The organism is Kitasatospora viridis, from assembly GCF_007829815.1.
In the GTDB taxonomy this organism is placed as follows: Bacteria; Actinomycetota; Actinomycetes; order Streptomycetales; family Streptomycetaceae; genus Kitasatospora; species Kitasatospora viridis.
This window is the reverse complement of record NZ_VIWT01000005.1, coordinates 599,569-615,889: the sequence shown is the minus strand read 5'-3', so window position 1 is coordinate 615,889 and position 16,321 is coordinate 599,569. Positions and strand designations below refer to the sequence as shown.

General features: G+C 73.1%; 15 protein-coding genes. 4 read left to right on the top strand and 11 right to left on the bottom strand.

What is annotated here, in order from left to right; genetic code table 11:
- Positions 1-69 precede the first annotated feature (69 nt).
- The 9 genes from FHX73_RS39015 to FHX73_RS38975 form a co-directional block, all read right to left on the bottom strand.
- The gene (locus FHX73_RS39015; RefSeq protein WP_145910756.1) at positions 70-1,407 is read right to left on the bottom strand and encodes an ammonium transporter; all 1,338 of its coding nucleotides are present in this window, start codon (positions 1,405-1,407) and stop codon (positions 70-72) included.
- Positions 1,407-2,792 carry an ammonium transporter gene (locus FHX73_RS39010; protein ID WP_246214157.1) on the bottom strand — a complete coding sequence of 462 codons (1,386 nt, stop codon included), beginning with the start codon at positions 2,790-2,792 and terminating at the stop codon, positions 1,407-1,409. The genes FHX73_RS39015 and FHX73_RS39010 overlap by 1 nt, the downstream gene beginning before the upstream one ends.
- A 65-nt stretch (positions 2,793-2,857) precedes the next feature.
- Entirely contained in the window at positions 2,858-3,829 is a 972-nt protein-coding gene (locus tag FHX73_RS39005) for an urease accessory protein UreD (protein WP_145910755.1), read from the bottom strand.
- Positions 3,826-4,446: an urease accessory protein UreG gene (ureG, locus tag FHX73_RS39000; protein ID WP_145910754.1), complete on the bottom strand. Its 621-nt coding sequence runs from the start codon at positions 4,444-4,446 to the stop codon at positions 3,826-3,828. Before ureG ends, FHX73_RS39005 begins: the two co-directional genes overlap by 4 nt.
- Positions 4,447-4,484: 38 nt before the next feature.
- Entirely contained in the window at positions 4,485-5,201 is a 717-nt protein-coding gene (locus tag FHX73_RS38995) for an urease accessory protein UreF (RefSeq protein WP_211786468.1), read from the bottom strand.
- The gene (gene ureC, locus FHX73_RS38990; RefSeq protein ID WP_145910753.1) at positions 5,198-6,922 is read right to left on the bottom strand and encodes an urease subunit alpha; all 1,725 of its coding nucleotides are present in this window, start codon (positions 6,920-6,922) and stop codon (positions 5,198-5,200) included. The genes FHX73_RS38995 and ureC overlap by 4 nt, the downstream gene beginning before the upstream one ends.
- The gene (locus tag FHX73_RS38985) at positions 6,922-7,383 is read right to left on the bottom strand and encodes an urease subunit beta (protein WP_145910752.1); all 462 of its coding nucleotides are present in this window, start codon (positions 7,381-7,383) and stop codon (positions 6,922-6,924) included. Before FHX73_RS38985 ends, ureC begins: the two co-directional genes overlap by 1 nt.
- 69 nt (positions 7,384-7,452) lie before the next feature.
- Positions 7,453-8,310 (bottom strand): sirohydrochlorin chelatase, encoded by an 858-nt coding sequence (locus FHX73_RS38980; RefSeq protein ID WP_145910751.1) that lies wholly within the window; start codon positions 8,308-8,310, stop codon positions 7,453-7,455.
- Between the two features lie 3 nt (positions 8,311-8,313).
- Positions 8,314-8,619 carry an urease subunit gamma gene (locus tag FHX73_RS38975; RefSeq protein ID WP_145910750.1) on the bottom strand — a complete coding sequence of 102 codons (306 nt, stop codon included), beginning with the start codon at positions 8,617-8,619 and terminating at the stop codon, positions 8,314-8,316.
- 457 nt (positions 8,620-9,076) lie between these two features.
- Between FHX73_RS38975 and FHX73_RS38970 the strand changes: the two genes are divergently transcribed.
- The 3 genes from FHX73_RS38970 (at position 9,077) to FHX73_RS38960 (ending at position 11,560) form a co-directional block, all read left to right on the top strand.
- Positions 9,077-10,033 carry a heavy metal-binding domain-containing protein gene (locus FHX73_RS38970; RefSeq protein ID WP_145910749.1) on the top strand — a complete coding sequence of 319 codons (957 nt, stop codon included), beginning with the start codon at positions 9,077-9,079 and terminating at the stop codon, positions 10,031-10,033.
- A gap of 125 nt (positions 10,034-10,158) precedes the next feature.
- Complete coding sequence (locus tag FHX73_RS38965) at positions 10,159-10,989, top strand: heavy metal-binding domain-containing protein (RefSeq protein WP_145910748.1); 831 nt, start codon at positions 10,159-10,161, stop codon at positions 10,987-10,989.
- A gap of 103 nt (positions 10,990-11,092) precedes the next feature.
- Entirely contained in the window at positions 11,093-11,560 is a 468-nt protein-coding gene (locus tag FHX73_RS38960; RefSeq protein WP_246214156.1) for a hypothetical protein, read from the top strand.
- A gap of 44 nt (positions 11,561-11,604) precedes the next feature.
- Here FHX73_RS38960 and FHX73_RS38955 read toward each other — a convergent pair whose 3' ends face one another.
- Positions 11,605-13,791, bottom strand: coding sequence for a DEAD/DEAH box helicase (locus tag FHX73_RS38955; protein WP_246214155.1), 2,187 nt, complete (start codon positions 13,789-13,791; stop codon positions 11,605-11,607).
- Positions 13,792-13,841: 50 nt separating this feature from the next.
- Between FHX73_RS38955 and FHX73_RS38950 the strand changes: the two genes are divergently transcribed.
- On the top strand, positions 13,842-14,978 hold the full coding sequence (locus FHX73_RS38950) for an NAD(P)-dependent oxidoreductase (protein ID WP_342795365.1): 1,137 nt from the start codon (positions 13,842-13,844) through the stop codon (positions 14,976-14,978).
- A gap of 46 nt (positions 14,979-15,024) precedes the next feature.
- Here FHX73_RS38950 and FHX73_RS38945 read toward each other — a convergent pair whose 3' ends face one another.
- Complete coding sequence (locus FHX73_RS38945) at positions 15,025-16,317, bottom strand: condensation domain-containing protein (RefSeq protein ID WP_145910746.1); 1,293 nt, start codon at positions 16,315-16,317, stop codon at positions 15,025-15,027.
- Positions 16,318-16,321 lie beyond the last annotated feature (4 nt).

Below are 16,321 nucleotides of genomic sequence, written 5' to 3'. Positions count from 1 at the left end.
GGGGCTGACGGGGGATCAGCACCGGTCGGGCCCGGCGGCGTTCCGCCGGCCCCGACCGGTGCCGCCGTCCTACTGCTCCTGGTCGGCCGCCAGCAGCCGGCGGACCTGGTCGAGCAGGGCGCTCGGGTCGGGCTGAGAGCCGCCCTGGTCGATCCCGCTGCCGCGCAGGGCGTCGGCGATCTCCTTGAACTGGACGTCCCAGTCGTTCTGGTAGACCTGCTCGTGCTCCTCCGCCGCGTGCGCCTGGCGCAGGCCCACGGTGCGGTCGACCACCTTGCCGATCAGCGCGGTCATCGCGAACGAGAACAGGCCGATCACCAGCACGGCGACCAGCTGCTTGCCGAGCAGGTCCCAACCGCCGCCGTAGAACAGGCCCTTCTTGCCGGTCATCACGCCGGTCGCCGCGAGCCCGGCCATCACCATGCCGAACAGGCCGCCCCAGCCGTGGATGCCGACCACGTCCAGGGTGTCGTCGACGCCGAACCGGTACTTCCAGCTGATCGCGAAGGCGCAGGTGAGGCCGGCCAGGAAGCCGATCACCGAGGCCCACAGCGGGGTCACGTCACCGGCCGCCGGGGTCATCGCCACCATGCCGGTGACGGCGCCCATGCTGATGTCGAGCAGGCCGACCTGGCGGGTGCGCCACCAACTGGTCACCGCCCAGCCCGCCATCGCGGCACCGGCGGCGAACTGGGTGTTGACGAAGCCCATCGCGGCGGCGCCCGGCACGCCCAGCGAGGAGCCGGTGTTGAAGCCGAACCAGCCGAACCAGAGCAGCGCCAGACCGATCACCACCAGCGGCAGGTTGTGCGGACGGATCGTCTGCCGCTCGAAGTCCGCACGTCGTCCGGCCACCGCCGCCAGCGCCAACCCGGCCGCGCCGGAGGCGAGTTCGACCACGGTGCCACCGGAGAAGTCGACCGCGCCGAGCTGCTTGGCGACCCAGCCCTGCGGGTCGAACACCCAGTGCGCCATCGGCACGTAGACCAGCAGGGTCCAGGCGCAGACGAAGACCAGCCAGCCCTTCATCGTCGCCCGCCCCGCCACCGAGCCGCTGATCAGCGCGACCGTGACGATGGCGAAGGACATGTGGAAGACCGCGAAGGTCACCGTCGGAATGGAGCCGGTGCGGCTGTCCAGCCCCACGCCGGACATGAACACGTGGTCCAGGCCGCCGATCAGGCCGTGCCCGCCGACGTCATGGCCGAAGGCCAGGCTGTAGCCGACGGTGAACCAGATGATGCCGACCAGCACCACGCAGCCGAAGCACATCTTGAGCATCGCGATGACCTGACCGGTCTTCACCATGCCGCCGTAGAAGAAGGCCAGCCCCGGCGCCATGAGCAGCACCATGGCGGCGGCCATGATCAGCCAGGCGGAGTTGCCGGTGTCGAATGGCTGGGACATCACTTCTCCTGCTCGCGCCGTTCGAGCACCTGCCGGAGCTCGGCCAGCAGGTCGGCGTCCGCGACGGCGGCCACCGCCTCCGCGGCGCCCGCCTCGGGACCGCCCGCGCCCACGGTGACCGGCACCCGGGCACCGACCAGACGGCGGCGGATCTCGGCGATGGTCTCGTCGTCGTAGGCCTGCTCCTCCTCCGCGCCGGGCACGTGCTCGTACTCCTCGGCGGCCCGGAAGCCCACCGTCTTCTCGATCACCTGGGCGATCAGCCAGGTCATGCCGAAGGAGAAGGCCGCGCAGACCAGCACGCCGACCGCCTGGCGCCACAGCAGGTCGACTCCCCCGCCGTAGAACAGGCCCTTCTTGCCGCTCATCTGGAAGGTGGCGAACAGGCCGATGCCCAGCACGCCGACGACGCCGCCCCAGCCGTGCACGCCCACCACGTCGAGGGTGTCGTCGTAGCGCAGCTTGTACTTGAGGTTGATCGCGAAGGCGCAGACCACGCCCGCGACGAAGCCGATCACCAGCGCGCCGATCGGCGAGACCTCGCCGCAGGCCGGGGTGATGGCGACCATGCCGGCCACCGCGGCCGAGGCCACGCCGAGCATCTCGACGTGCCCGAGCCGCCACTTCTCGATCAGCGGCCAGCCCACCATCGCGCCGCAGGCGGCGAGTTGGGTGTTGAGGAAGGCCATCGGCGCAGTGCCGCCGGTCTGCAGGGCGGAGCCGGCGTTGAAGCCGAACCAGCCGAACCAGAGCAGCGCCAGACCGATCACCACCAGCGGCAGGTTGTGCGGGCGGATGGTCTCGCGCTCGAAGTCCTTGCGCTTGCGGACCACGATCGCGACGGCCAGGCCGGCCGCGCCGGAGTTGATCTCCACCGGCATGCCGCCGGCGAAGTCCAGCGCGCCGAGGTGCGCGGTGATCCAGCCGTCGGGCGCGAACACCCAGTGCGCCATGGGCACGTAGACGAACAGGGTCCAGGCCACCACGAACCAGAGCCAGCCGCGCATGGTCGCTCGGCCCGCGATCGAGCCGCTGATCAGGGCGACGGTGATGATGGCGAAGGCCATCTGGAAGGAGGAGAAGACGACGGTGGGGATCGAGCCGTTCAGGCTGGTCATCCCGATGTCGTGCATCATCCAGTGCTCGGGGGTGCCGATCAGGCCGACGCCGCTGACGTCCTTGCCGAAGGCGAGGCTGTAGCCGATGGCCAGCCAGAGCAGGGTGACCAGGGCCAGGCAGACGAAGCTCATCTTGAGCATGACCAGCACGTGCTTGGTCTTGACCATGCCTCCGTAGAAGAAGGCCAGGCCCGGGGTCATCAGCAGGACCATGGCGGTGCTCGCCATGAGCCAGGCGGTGTTGCCCGTATCGAGGGTGTGAGGCATCGGAAGTCTCTCCGGGTCGGGGGACTTGAGGGGACAGGGGACTTGGATTGTTCTCTGACGGTTCGTCAGGACTTGCGCAGGGCCGGGGCCGGTGCGCCGATCAGTAGTCGGCGCACCGCGTCCCAGGCCCGTCGGACGGCTGCGGCGACGGCGGGCGGATCGTCGCCGAGCACCCGCAGCCAGGCTCCGGCGTCCTCGGGCAGCACGCTGACGCCGAACGGCAACCCGCTGCCGTCGAGCGCGTCGTGCAGGGCGTCGGCGATCTCGGTGGCCGGTGCCAGCGGGCTGACGGCGTAGAAGGTGGAGAGCAGGTCGTGCCCGGCCAGCACGGCCGGGCCGGTGACGCCGCCGGCACCGCCCGGCTCCAACCGGACGGTGTCCACGGCGAACAGCCGCCCGTCCGGCCGCCGCCACTCCAGGTCGGCGGCGAACACCTGGTAGGCGTTGCGCTCGCCGTGCGCGAGCCGGCCGGCCAGCACGGTCTCCGAGGCGAGCACGGTGGCCGAGGGTGCCACCGTGATCACGCTGCGCTGGTAGCACCGCGAGTCGCGGTGCGGGATGGTCGGCTCGGGCAGGTACTCGACGTAACTCCCCTCCTCGGCCGTCAGGTTGACGATCTGGGTGGCGTAGTCGGCGTCCATCCGGTGGATCTTGGTGGCGGCCTGGGTGGTGAGGTGGACGGCCGTGCCGGCGCCGCAGCGCAGGTCGGTGCGCAGCCGGTCGGCCTGGACGATGCCGCCGCCGGTGGACATCAGGAAGGTGACGGCCAGGTCGGGCCGCGCGGGGTCGAAGTAGAGCGGCCGCATGATCTGCAGCGGCGACTTCTGGTAGTGGTCGACGAGTTCGGTGCGCCCGCCCACCCGCTCGAAGCCGAGTTCGAGCAGGCCGATCTTGCCCGGCCGGCCCACCCCGAGCGCCGTCGGGCGGCCGGCGTGCCGCAGCACCTCGGCGGGGATCCGCTCGGGCGTGTAGTGGGCCGGGTCGGACCGGGTCGCGGTCACCATCCCGGCCGCAGTCGCCGTCGCGGTCGCGGTCATCCGGTGGTGGTCCGGTACGACTCCAGCAGGTCCGCGACGCGCTCCAGGCCCTCGCCGGTCAGGCTGTTGGTGAGCACCACCGGCCGGCCCTCGCGGACCATGTCCGCGTCGGCGGTCATCACGCCGATGTCGGTGCGCACGTACTGGGCGATGTCGATCTTGTTGATCACCAGCACGTCGGAGTCGGTGATGCCCGGGCCGCGCTTGCGCGGCATCTTCTCGCCCTCGGCGGTGTCCAGCACGAAGAAGAACATGTCGACCAGCACCGGACTGAAGGTGAGCGTCAGGTTGTCGCCGCCCGACTCGTAGAGCAGGGTGTCGATGTCCGGGAACTTCTCCAGGAGTTCGGCCCCGGCGGCCAGGTTCATCGTCGGGTCGTCCCGCACCGCCGTGTGCGGACAGGCGCCCGTCTCGACGCCCACCACCCGCTCGGGGTCGAGCACCCCGGCGAGGTTGCGCCGCACGTGGTGGGCGTCCTCCTGGGTGTAGATGTCGTTGGTGATCACCGCCGGGCGCCGGCCGCGGGCCACCAGCACCGGCACCAGCGCCTCGATCAGCGCGGTCTTCCCCGAGCCCACCGGCCCGGCCACGCCGACCCTGAGCACGTCGTCCGTCATCTTCCGTCCTCCTTCTCCGTCTGGTTCTCCCGCACTGGTCAGGAGGCGAACATCCGTGCCTGGGCACGCTCGTGGCGACCGGACATGACGTCCGCCATCGGCACGCAGCCGCCCAGGTCGGCCAACTCCCGGTCCAGCGCCGCTCCCGTCACCTCCGCGATCACCCCGGCGGCGCTGCGCAGCGTCACCTGGGCCCGGCGGTGGTCGGTCAACCGCAGCCGGAGCGCCGCGCTGGTGAAGCTCACCGCGAAGGCGAACAGGTCACTCGCCACGGCCTGTTCGACCGGCACCGCGCCGGCCGCGTAGGCGACGCCCGCGGCGACCGCCTGGCAGCCGGGCGTGCGGCGCTGCGCCACCAGTTCGGCGTAGCGGTCCAACTCCTCCCCGCCCAGGGCGAGTCGGGCGGTGTCCAGGAGCTGGCGCCCGGTCCGGGTGGCGGCTTGGCGCAGCTCCCGGTTGAGCTTGCTCGCGAACAGCCGCTGGTCGATCTCGACCACGTCCGCCCACCGGCGCTCGGCGGCGGCCCGGTGGGCCAGCGCCAGCGCGGTGGCGTCGGCCGGGCCGACCGAGTGGCGCAGCAGGTCGGCGAGCAGCGCCGGCATGGTGTGCTGGTCCACCCGCTTGGCCTGGAGGTAGCCCTCCAGGCCGTGCGAGAGGGTGTAGAGGCCGCTGGGGAAGGCCGAGTCGGTGAGCTGGAGGCTGACCAGCAGGCTGTCGAGGGCCGGACTCACCGGGCTCTGCGCGCGGGCGTTCACGCGAGGTAGAAGAGGTGGTTGAGCGGCAGGGTGTGGGCCGGCTCGATGGTGGCCGGCTCGCCGTCGAGGGTGACCCGGTAGGTCTCCGGGTCGACCTCGATCCGGGGCATCGCGTCGTTGCGCACCATGTGCTGCTTGCCCACCGTGCGGCAGTCGCGGACCGGCAGCACCCGGCTGTTCAGGCCGAGTTGGGCCGGCACCCCGAGGTCGACGGCCGCCTGGGACATGAACGACACCCGGGTCGCCTGCCGGGCCCGCCCGTAGGCGCCGTACATCGGCCGGTAGTAGATCGGCTGGGTGCTGGGCAGCGAGGCGTTCGGGTCGCCCATCAGCGCCCAGTTGACCATCCCGCCCTTGATCACCATCTTGGGCTTCGCGGCGAAGGAGTTGATCGGCCACAGCACGATGTCGGCGAGCTTGCCGGGCTCCAGCGAGCCGATGTGGTCGGCGGTACCGGAGGCGATCGCGGGGTTGATGGTGAGCTTGGCCAGGTAGCGCAGCACCCGGAAGTTGTCGTTGCGCTCGCTGTCCCCGGCCAGCGGGCCGCGCTGGTCCTTGCAGTGGTGCGCGGTCTGGAAGGCGCGGGCGAAGGACTCGCCGATCCGGCCCATCGCCTGCGAGTCCGAGGAGAAGATGCTGATCACGCCCTCGTCGTGCAGCACCGTCTCGGCGGCCACCGTCTCGGCGCGCACCCGGGAGTCGGCGAAGGAGACGTCCTCCGGGATGTGGTGGCTCAGGTGGTGGCAGACCATCACCATGTCGAGCAGCTCGTCGATCGAGTTGACGGTGTAGGGCAGCGTCGGATTGGTGGACGAGGGAAGGACGTTGGGCTCGCCGGCGATCCGCATGATGTCGGGGGCGTGGCCGCCGCCCGCGCCCTCGGTGTGGAAGGTGTGGATGGTCCGGCCGTCGATCGCCGACAGGGTGTCCTCGAAGAAGCCCGACTCGTTGAGGGTGTCGGTGTGGATGGCCACCTGCACGTCGTACTCGTCGGCCACCCGCAGCGCGGTGTCGATCGCGGCGGGCGTGCTGCCCCAGTCCTCGTGCACCTTCAGCCCGCACACGCCCGCCTCGACCTGCTCGCGCAGCGCCTGCGGCAGCGAGGCGTTGCCCTTGCCCAACAGGCCGACGTTGACCGGCAGTTCCTCGACCGCCTGGTACATCCGGCCGATGTTCCAGGGGCCCGGGGTGCAGGTGGTGCCGTTGGTCCCGTCGGTCGGACCGGTACCGCCGCCGATCAGGGTCGTGATGCCGTTGCTCAGCCCCTCCTGGACCTGCTGCGGGGCGATGAAGTGGATGTGCGTGTCGATGCCGCCGGCGGTGGCGATCAGGTGCTCGCCGGAGATCACCTCGGTGCCCGGGCCGATCACCAGCTTCGGGTGCACCCCGCTCTGCAGGCGGGGGTTGCCGGCCTTGCCGACGGCCGTGATGAAGCCGTCCTTGACGCCGATGTCGCCCTTGACGATGCCGAGCACCGGGTCCATCACCACCACGTTGGTGATGACCAGGTCCAGCGCGCCCTGGAGACTGGTCGCGGCCGGGTCCTGGGCCATGCCGTCCCGGATGCCCTTGCCGCCGCCGTAGACGGCCTCGTCGCCGTAGTGGCCCTGGTTGAAGTCCTTCTCGACCTCGACCACCAGGTTGGTGTCCGCGAGGTGGAAGCGGTCGCCGACCGTCGGTCCGAACAGGTCGGTGTACTGGTTGCGGGGAAGCAGGGCCATCAGGACTCGACCCCCGGCTCCACAGCGGCGGACAGCTCCGGGGCGGACGGCCCTGCGGCGGACGGCTCCGCGGCGGCGCCGGTCGGGCGCGCGCCGGCGAAGCCCAGCTCGGCCGCCCGGCGCAGCGCCCTGGCCCGGGTGTCGGCCGAGTTGAGCCCGCCGTCGACCAGGCCGCTGAAGCCGACCAGCCGCCGGTGCCCGGCGTAGTCGACCAGGTCCACCTCGCGGGTGTCGCCCGGCTCGAACCGCACCGCGGTGCCGGCCGGCAGGTCCAGGTGCATCCCGTACGCCTGCGCCCGGTCGAACTCCAGGACCCGGTTCACCTCGAAGAAGTGGTAGTGCGAACCGACCTGGACGGCGCGGTCGCCGGTGTTGCTCACCGCGAGCCGGGCCTTCGGGCGGCCGGCGTTGATCTCGACCGGGTCCTCTGCGTACAGGTAGGCGGGCCTGCCTGCTGACATCGCGTCACTCCTCGGGGGCGTGGGGGTAGGTGGGGCTGGTGGGTGTGGCTGGTAGGTGGGGCCGGGTGCTCAGTGCTGCCGCGCGTCGTGCGGGTGCGGGTGTGAGTGGACGTGCGGGTGCGGATGCGGGTGCGTTCCGTCGGTGTCCGGGTCCGGGTGGGAGTGCGGGTAGCCGTGCCCGTGCTCGGCGTCCAGCCCGGCCGCGATGCCGTCCTCGCCGTGCCGCAGCCGGTGTAGCGCCGCCTGCGTGCGGGCGAGCAGCACCTCGCCGAGCGCCGGGGGTGCGAGCAGCGGCCCGCCGTCCTCGGCGCCGGGGACCGGCTCCGGTGCCGCCGGGCCGAAGCCCGCGGGCAGCATGACGACCCGTCGGGCGCCGAGCCGCCGGCAGCGGTCCACGCCCTCGGCGATGCCGGGGTCGCCGCCGTGGAAGGCCACCTCCACCGACCGGTGGGTGCCGTGCTGCCGGACCAGTCGGGCGATCCGGAACAGTTCGGCGTCGTCGAACGGTCCGCCGGCCGGCGCGGTCACCAGGACGGTGGCCTCCGTCCGGTCGTCCCCGGCGATCCGACCGGCGGCGGCCCGCAGCCAGCCGACCAGGTGCACCGCAGCGCCGAAGGGCTCGGCGAGCGCGACCCGCCCGTGGGTCGCCGGGCCGGTCAGCCAGCGCAGCGCCCGGGCCGTCTCGGCGACCAGGCGCGGGTCCCGCCCCAGGGTCATCGGCAGCACGCACACCGGACGGTCCGCGTGCGCCAGCGCCTCGGTGACCGCCCGCGCGAGCTCCCGGCCGACGCCGACGGCGCGGAACGCCCGCCCGGCCTCGACCTGCGGCCGCAGCGCGGCTGCCCGGCCGCTCTCGTGCCCGCCGACCAGGACCAGGGTCGCCGCCCCGCCCCCGTCGCCCTCGTCGCCCCCGGCCGCCGGCGCCACGGCTCAGGCGCCGATCGGATCGTGACAGGACACCAGCTTGGTGCCGTCCAGGAAGGCGGCCTCGATCTGCAGCAGCGGGAGCATCTCCCGGACGCCGGTCATGACCTCCTCGGCGCTGACGACCTTCTTGCCGAGCTCCATGCACTCGGCGACCGTCCGGCCGTCCCGGGCCGCCTCCAGGATGCCTTCGCTGATCAGGGCGACGGCCTCGCTGTAGTTCAGCTTGACGCCCCGGTCCCGGCGGCGGCGGGCCAGGTCGGCCACCACGTAGACGTAGAGCTTGTCGATCTCCCGCGGGGCGAGATTCATGGTGGCGCTCCTTCGGCGGGCGCAAGAGGGTGCCGTGCGGCCGGGCCGCGCGACATCAGAGATGAGTTCCACAATGCGGAACGACTATTCCGCCTGATGGGAAGGTAGGACCGGCGCAACACGCCGTCAACGGTTTGTTGATGACCTTGGGAGGATTTTTAACAAGGCTTGCCCTCGCCGGGATGCTCGGTCCGACACGCCCTGTGATCAGTGCGGACACCGTCAACTCCCGCCCGGGGCGGGCGATCAGCGCAGGCCGGGCCGCCGGGAGCCGGCTGCCGGGCCGGTCCGGCAGCCGTCGCGCCGCCCTCCCGGACCGGCCCGGCCGACGCGCGGAACTCGTTCGGCGACCCTGCTGTCGCCACGCCGGACCTGCCGCGTAGGGTGCCTTGTCGGAGCTCAGCAGGGACCTCCGGCGGGAACGTCGGACCGGTCCGACAGGAACGGGGGTGGCCGCATGTCGGAGCCGTGGAGCGGTGCCGGACTGCCGCCCGCCGCGGCGGCGCGGGTCGCCGAGGTGCGGGCCAGCGGGACGTGGTCGTCCGCGCTGTCCACCGGCGAGTTCGCCGCGATCAGGTCGGTCGGCTTCGAGCCGGTCGGCCAGGTGATGGGGTCGGCGGTCTACCACGTCGGCCGCAGCGGCCGGTACTGGGGCTACCACGACTGCCTGTTCGCCGGCGCCGGACGGCCGTTCGCCAACTACGGCACCGCCGGCATCGCGCTCTCCGGCAACGGTGCGCCGAGCGCCGCCCTGGTGCAGGTGCTGGACTCGGCGCGGCGCACGGCGCTGGGCCGGATGAGCGCCGAGTGCGCGGCCCTGGGCGGCGACGGCGTGGTGGCCGCGCAGTTGACCATGGCTCCGTTCCCGGCCGCGCCGGACTGCCTGGAGTTCAAGGTGATCGGCACCGCGGTCCGGGCGGCCGGCGAGGTGCGGCCGAGCCACCCCTTCACCTGCCACCTGGACGGCCAGGGCTTCGCCAAGCTGGTCGGCGCCGGCTGGGTGCCGGTCGAGCTGCTGGTCGGCATGTCGATCGGGGTGCGCCACGACGACTTCACCACCGGGCTGCAGACCAACTCCTGGTACAACCGCGAGGTCGACGGCTGGACCGCGCTGGTGCACCACGTCCGCGCCGACGCCCGCGCCCAGTTGGGCCGCCAGGGCACCGAGCGCGGCGGCGACGGCGTGGTCCTGGCCGATGGCGACCTGCGGGTCTGGGAGGAGCGCTGCATCCGCAGCGGCCAGAACAACGAGCAGCGCGACCACGTCGCGGAGAGCACCCTGATCGGCACCGCGATCGCCCGCTTCGCCGCCGGGCCCGCCGAGCCGCGCACCCTCACCGTGATGCCGTTGAACGGCGGCGACCGGCTGCGCCGCCGCCTCGCGCAGGCCGGTCGCCCCGGCGCCCGCCGCTGACCCGAGCCGCCGAGCCGCTGACCCCCGAGCCGCCGGGCCCCGAGGCCGCCGAGCCCCGAGCCGTCGAGCCCGCCGTACCGCGTCGCCGAGCACGTCCTTACACAGTCAAGGGGAGAACGACCCAGATGAGCACCTTCGATCCCAACGCGCAGGGCGTGCCCGCCGACGCGATGCGCCGCCTCGCCGAGCTCGAACCCGGCAAGCCGGGCTCGATCTTCACCAGCGACCTGTCGGTCAACGAGTTCCTGCTGGTCCGCGAGGCCGGCTTCCAGCCGATCGGCCTGGTCCTCGGCAGCTCGATCTACCACGTCGGGATCCAGCTCGGGCGCTGGGGCAAGAACCAGGAACTGGAGACCCTCAGCCAGGCCATGTACCACGCGCGCGAGCTGGCGATGACCCGGATGGAGGCCGAGGCCGCCCAGCTGGGCGCGGACGGCATCGTCGGGGTCCGGCTCACCGTGGAGGCCCGGGAGTTCGGCTCGGACATCGCCGAGTTCATCGCCATCGGCACCGCCGTCAAGGCGGACCGGCCCGCGCCCGGCGGCACCAGCTGGCGCAACAACAAGGGCCTGCCGTTCACCTCCGACCTGTCCGGCCAGGACTTCTGGACCCTGATCCGGGCCGGCTACGCGCCGCTCGGCATGACCATGGGCACCTGCGTCTACCACATCGCGCACCAGAAGATGGGCTCGGTCTTCTCCAACATCGGCAAGAACGTGGAGATCGAGCAGTACACCCAGGCCCTGTACGACGCCCGCGAGCTGGCGATGGCGCGGATGCAGGCCGAGGCCGAGGAGCTGCAGGCGGAGGGCATCGTCGGTGTCCAGCTGAACGCCCACAACCACCGCTGGGGCGGGCACACCACCGAGTTCTTCGCGATCGGCACGGCCGTGCGGCCGCTGCGGGCCGACCACGAGATCGAGCGGCCCACCATGGTGCTCAGCCTCGACGGCTGAGGCCCGCCGACCGCTCGACGGGTGGGACGGGCGGGCGCCCCCCGGCGCACACTGGAGACACCGCAGGCCGCCCACCACCCGCAGCACCGCTTCGAGGAGTGAGATGACCGACCACCGCGAGATCGAACCCGTCGGCCCCCAGGAAGGCGCCCCCGGGGCCCCCGACGCCTCGGACGCCCCGGGCTCCATCGACCTGATCGCGGCCGCGCTCCGCCGGGACGCCGCCGACCTGGACGTCTACGCCCAGGTCCTGACCGGCACGCTCGCGGAGGCGCTGCCCGCCGACGCGGTCACGGTCGAGCGCAAGCGCAGCCTGGCCGACCGGATGGCCGGCCGCCCCGGCCGGATCGAGCGGCTCGAAGTCTTCATGGACGACCAGCGGTTGGTGCTCAGCGTGGCCAACGGCCGCCCGAACGGCGAGGTCTGTCGGGTGGTCCGCGGCGTGGTGCTCTCCCGCCGCCCCGTCCCGCTCGACGAGTGGGCCCGCGAACTCGCCGCCGCCGTCACCACCCGGGCCCGCTCCGACGCCCGCGCCCGCTCGGCCCTGGAACGCCTGGTCCTCGGCGACTGAGCCCGTCAGGTGCCGGTGGCGGGCTCGGCCCGCCCCGGCCCGGCTCAGTCGCGCCGCACGGCGGCCAGGCGCAGCTGCTCCTCCTCCACGATCCGCACCGCCAGCGCGTGCTCCGAGACGTCCACCGCCTCCGGCACGGACTCCGCCACCTCGCTGCGCCGCGCGTACTGGTCGAAGAGCCGGTCCTTGGCCCGCAGGATCTCCAGCACCCGCTGGTCGACGCTGTCGGCGGCCAGCAGCCGGTGCACCTGCACCCGCCGCACCTGCCCCATCCGCTGGGCGCGGCCCACGGCCTGACGCTCCGTCGTCGGTTTGAGCTGCGGCTCGCACAGCACGACGACGGAGGCCGCCTGGAGGTTCAGCCCCACGCCGCCGGCCTGGATCTGACTCAACAGCACGGCATGGCCCGGCACTTCGGCGAACCGGTCGGCCACCTCCTGGCGCCGGTCGGCCGGCAGGCTCCCGTCGATCGGGCCGAACACCCGCTCCCCCAAGGCCTCCTGAACGGCCGTCAGCACATCGCGGAAGTACGAGAAGACGACGACCTTGCGCTCGTTGCCGGCCGCCTCCGCGACGATCTCCCGCAGTCGCTGGAGCTTCGCCGAGCGCGCGGGATCCGCGTAGGCGGCCCGGCGCATCGCCATGAAGTTGCCCGCCGCGACCGCCGCCCGGTACGCCTCGAAGTCGGTCGGCGTGAACTCCGCCCACTCGTCCACGTGCACCACCTCGGGAAGTTCGGTGAGCACGTCCCGCTGGTTGCGGCGCAGGTAGGCCGGGGCGACCGCCTTGCGGAACGCCTTCGGCCCCGCCGCGGCCAGGCCGTGCTGGATCCGCGGCAGCAGCTCGGGCTGGAGGTAGCGCACCAGGTCGCGGAACTCCTCGACCCGGTTCTCCATCGGGGTCCCGGTGAGGAAGAGCACCCGCTCGACCCGCTCCGTCCACCCGGCCACCGCCTGGGAGCGCTGCGCCCGGTGGTTCTTGACGTAGTGCGCCTCGTCCACCACGACCATCGCCACCGCCTGCTCGGCCGGCACCTCCAGCCGACGCAGCCCGTCGAAGGTCACCACCGCGACGCCGCCCTCGCGGAGCCACTCGGCGAGCGCCGCCTCCCGTTCCGGACCGTGGCACCGGTAGGCACGCAGCGCGCTGCGCGACTCGACCTCCCGGGTCCAGTTGATCAGCACGCTCGCCGGGCAGACCACGAGGAAGTACGTGCTCCCCCCGGCCCGCAGGTGGGCCATCGCGGCGATCGCCTGGACGGTCTTGCCCAGACCCATCTCGTCCCCGATGATCACCCGCTTCTGCCGCAGCGCGAAGCGGGCGCCGAAGGCCTGGTAGCCGCGGAGCGAGACGGTGCACTGCGCCTCGTCCAGCGGCTCCGCCCGGATCCGGTCGGACAGCTCCTCGGGGAGGAAGCCCTCCGCCGCGGACACCTCGGCCGGCCCGAGGCCGGCGATCCCCGCGAGCACGCCGTAGAACTCGGCCGAGCGGTGCTCGAACTCGGTCCACGCCTCCAACTCGGCGGCCGGCGGGCGCAACAGGTCCGCCGACACCTGGGCGAACAGCAGCGGCAGCCCCTGCCCCGCCTGCCCCTGCCCCGGCTCTGACTCCGCCAGCAGCTCCGCCAACCGCTCGACCGCCGCGAGCCCCGCCTGCTTGCGCTCCCGCCCGGCGAACAGCGCGCGGATCGCCCCGGCGGCCGGCCGGGCCGCCGCCACCAGCTCCGCGAGCTCCCCGGCCACCCGCCCCGCGACCTCGCTCGCCCGGGCCGCCTCCGGCCCCGCCACGACCAGCCGGTGCAGCGCCACCACCAACGCCGTGCTCGCCGGATCCCGCTGGTCGACGTCGAGCCGGACCGCGACGCCCTGCTCGACCGCCCCGGCGATCTGCCCCGCCGCGGCCAGGGTCTGAGCAGCCGTCTGCGCCCCGATCCCCGGCAGCAGTTGGAGCTGGTAGGCCGAGGCCTCCCGCACCTGCCGCACGCTCGCGAAGCCCGCCGCCTCCAACGCGCCGACCCGCAGGCGCCCCTCGGTCACGTCCCGGAGCCGAGCCACCGGTATCGCGTCCAACTCCGCCCGGACCAGCCGCTCCTTCAGCTCCGCCACGGCTCGGCCCACCTGCTCGACGGCACCGCGGTAGTCCTCGACGACCGCGCGGGCCGCCTCCAGCAACCGCTCGGCCTCCGCGAGCACGGCCCGGGGCTTGCGCACCGCCCGCTGCCTCTCCCCCACCCGTGGCCCCCTGCTCCGGCTCGACCCCCAGCACCTCGCCGGATCTTCACATGATCCCACCCCGGCCCGACACGTCCGGTCGCCGCCCGCCCCCGACCGGCACCGTTGATCGTCGCCGATTTGATCTTTGTCGATTCGGCCACCCTGGTGCGAGTACATCCGACATGATGCGCAGAGGCCTCGGGGAGCCGTCCGACCCGGACGGGCCGACCCGCGGGGGAGGGTGGACGCCGTCGTCCACGGAGGGGGAACGCATCATGACGCAGACTCAGGACCGGCGTCTCGGCTGGCTCGGCACGGGGCGCATGGGCGTGGCGATGGCCGAGCGCCTGCTCGACGCCGGCGAGGAGCTCGTCGTGTGGAACCGGACCAAGGCGAAGACCCGGCCGCTGGCCGACCGGGGCTGCCAGGTCGCTGACGGCATCGGCGAGTTGGCCGAGCGGTGCGACGTCGTCTTCGTCGTGGTCACCGCCTCGGCCGACCTGCTGGAGGTGGTCACCGGACCGGCCGGGCTGCTGCGGGGCGGCAGCAGCCGACCCTCCGTCATCGTCGACTTCTCGACGGTCTCCGCCGAGGCGTCCGCCGAGGCCTCGGCAGCGGCGGCCGCGGTCGGCGTGCAGTTCCTCGCCTCCCCCATCAGCGGCAACCCGGACATGGTGGCCGAGGGCACCGCCGCGATCGTCGCCTCCGGCCCCGACGAGACCTTCGAGCAGGTCCGCCACTACCTGGACCACATCGCCCCCTCCGTGACGTACGCCGGACCGGGCCAGACCAGCCTGCTGGTCAAGCTCTGCCACAACCTGATGCTCGGCATGACCACCCAGGCCCTGGTCGAGGTCACGGCACTCGCCGAGAAGGGCGGGGTGGCGCGCGCCGACTTCCTCGCCTTCATCAACGGCTCGGTGCTCGGCTCGACCCTGACCCGGCACAAGGGCCAGGCCCTGGCGGCCCGCGACTACCGACCGACCGTCACCACGACCATGCTGCGCAAGGACTACGACCTGGGACTCGGCGCCGCCCGCGCCCTGGAGGTCCCGATGCCGGTCGCCGCGACCGTCCACCAGGTGATCCACACCGCCATCAGCCTGGGCTACGCCGAGGCCGACTACGCCTCGCTCTTCGAGGTCGCCGCCCGCGCCGCGGGCCTGCGGCACGAGGAGGAGGGCACCGGGGAGCAGGAGGCCTGATCGGCGCGGCCGATCGGCACGGCTGACCGGGGCGGCGGGCTCCCGGTCAGCCGGGCGGCGGGAGACCCACCCCGGCCCTCAGCTCGGCGAGGATGCTGCTCGACACCCCGGGTGCCGCGTAGCGCGGACCCAGTCGCAGGCGCATCCGCAGCTGGTCCTCGCGGCTGTTCACCAGCAGGTCCGCTCCGCCCGACAACCGGTGGACCACCGGGTCGTACGCCCCCGGGCGGGCCAGCACCGGGCCGACCCGGACGGGCCGCAACGGCACCAGGTCCTTGAGGTAGGTGGCGGCGGCATCGGTGGTGAGGCCGGCCGAGGCGGCGATCTCGGCCTGGAAGTCGGCGAGCGTCGCACCGGCCACCCGACGGTTCCACAACAGGGTGACCACCTCCCTGCGGGCCTCGCGCAGCAGCGCGTCCGCGTCCTCGGAGCGGCGCAGGAACAGGGTGAGCGGGACGGTGTACATCCCGGGGACGTCGCGTTCCGCCGCCGTGCGCGCGTCCACGAAGACGGTGATGCCGAGCAGGTCGCGCTCGCTCACCCGGAACAGGGCGCCGGCGAGTGCCGCGATCGTCAGCTGGAACTCGCTGCAACCCGCCCGGCGGCAGCGCTCCCGCAGCTCGCCGAGGTCCGGACCGCCGACCTCGACGGTCAGGGCGACCCCCTCCTCGGCGTAGGCGACCGGGGCGACGGCGTCCCGAGGGCCGGCCTCGGCCCGCAGCCGGCTGCTCCGCTGCTGCCAGAACCGAGCGGTCGGGTCGCCGCGTTCCGCCAGCTCCGCGGCCTGGGCGTCCGCCGAGGCGAGGAAGCTCGCGGGGGGCGCGGGTTCGTCCCGTGCCTCGCCGCCGAGGTAGGCCAGGTACCGCCACAGGTCGGCCAGGAAGAGCGACCGTCCCCTGCCGTCCAGGGCCAGGTGGGAGAAGGTCACCTGGAACGCGTGCAGGCGGGCGGAGTGCCGGAGCAGCCGGAAGGTGAAGGGGTAGTCCGTCGCCAGGTCGTACCCCTTGGCGATGTCCGCCGCCAGCACGCTGCGCGCGTAGCGGGCGAACTCCTCCTCCGACGCATTGGAGACGTTCTGACAGGTCACCAAGGTCCGCCCGGTCGGTTCGGGGCGCAGCCACTGAAAGGGCTCCCCGGTATCCGGATCGCGCGACACTCCGATGCGCAGCGCCTCGCACCGGCGGACGGCCCCGGCCAGGGCACGCACGAAAGCGTCGACGTCGAGTTCCCCCTCGATCCGGTAGCTGGTCGACAGCGCGTCGCGCACCGAGGGGTTGCGGCTCATCGCCTGGTGGTGGACCAGCTGAGCGGGCGTCAGGGCGTGGGCGCGCACGGGCACGGCG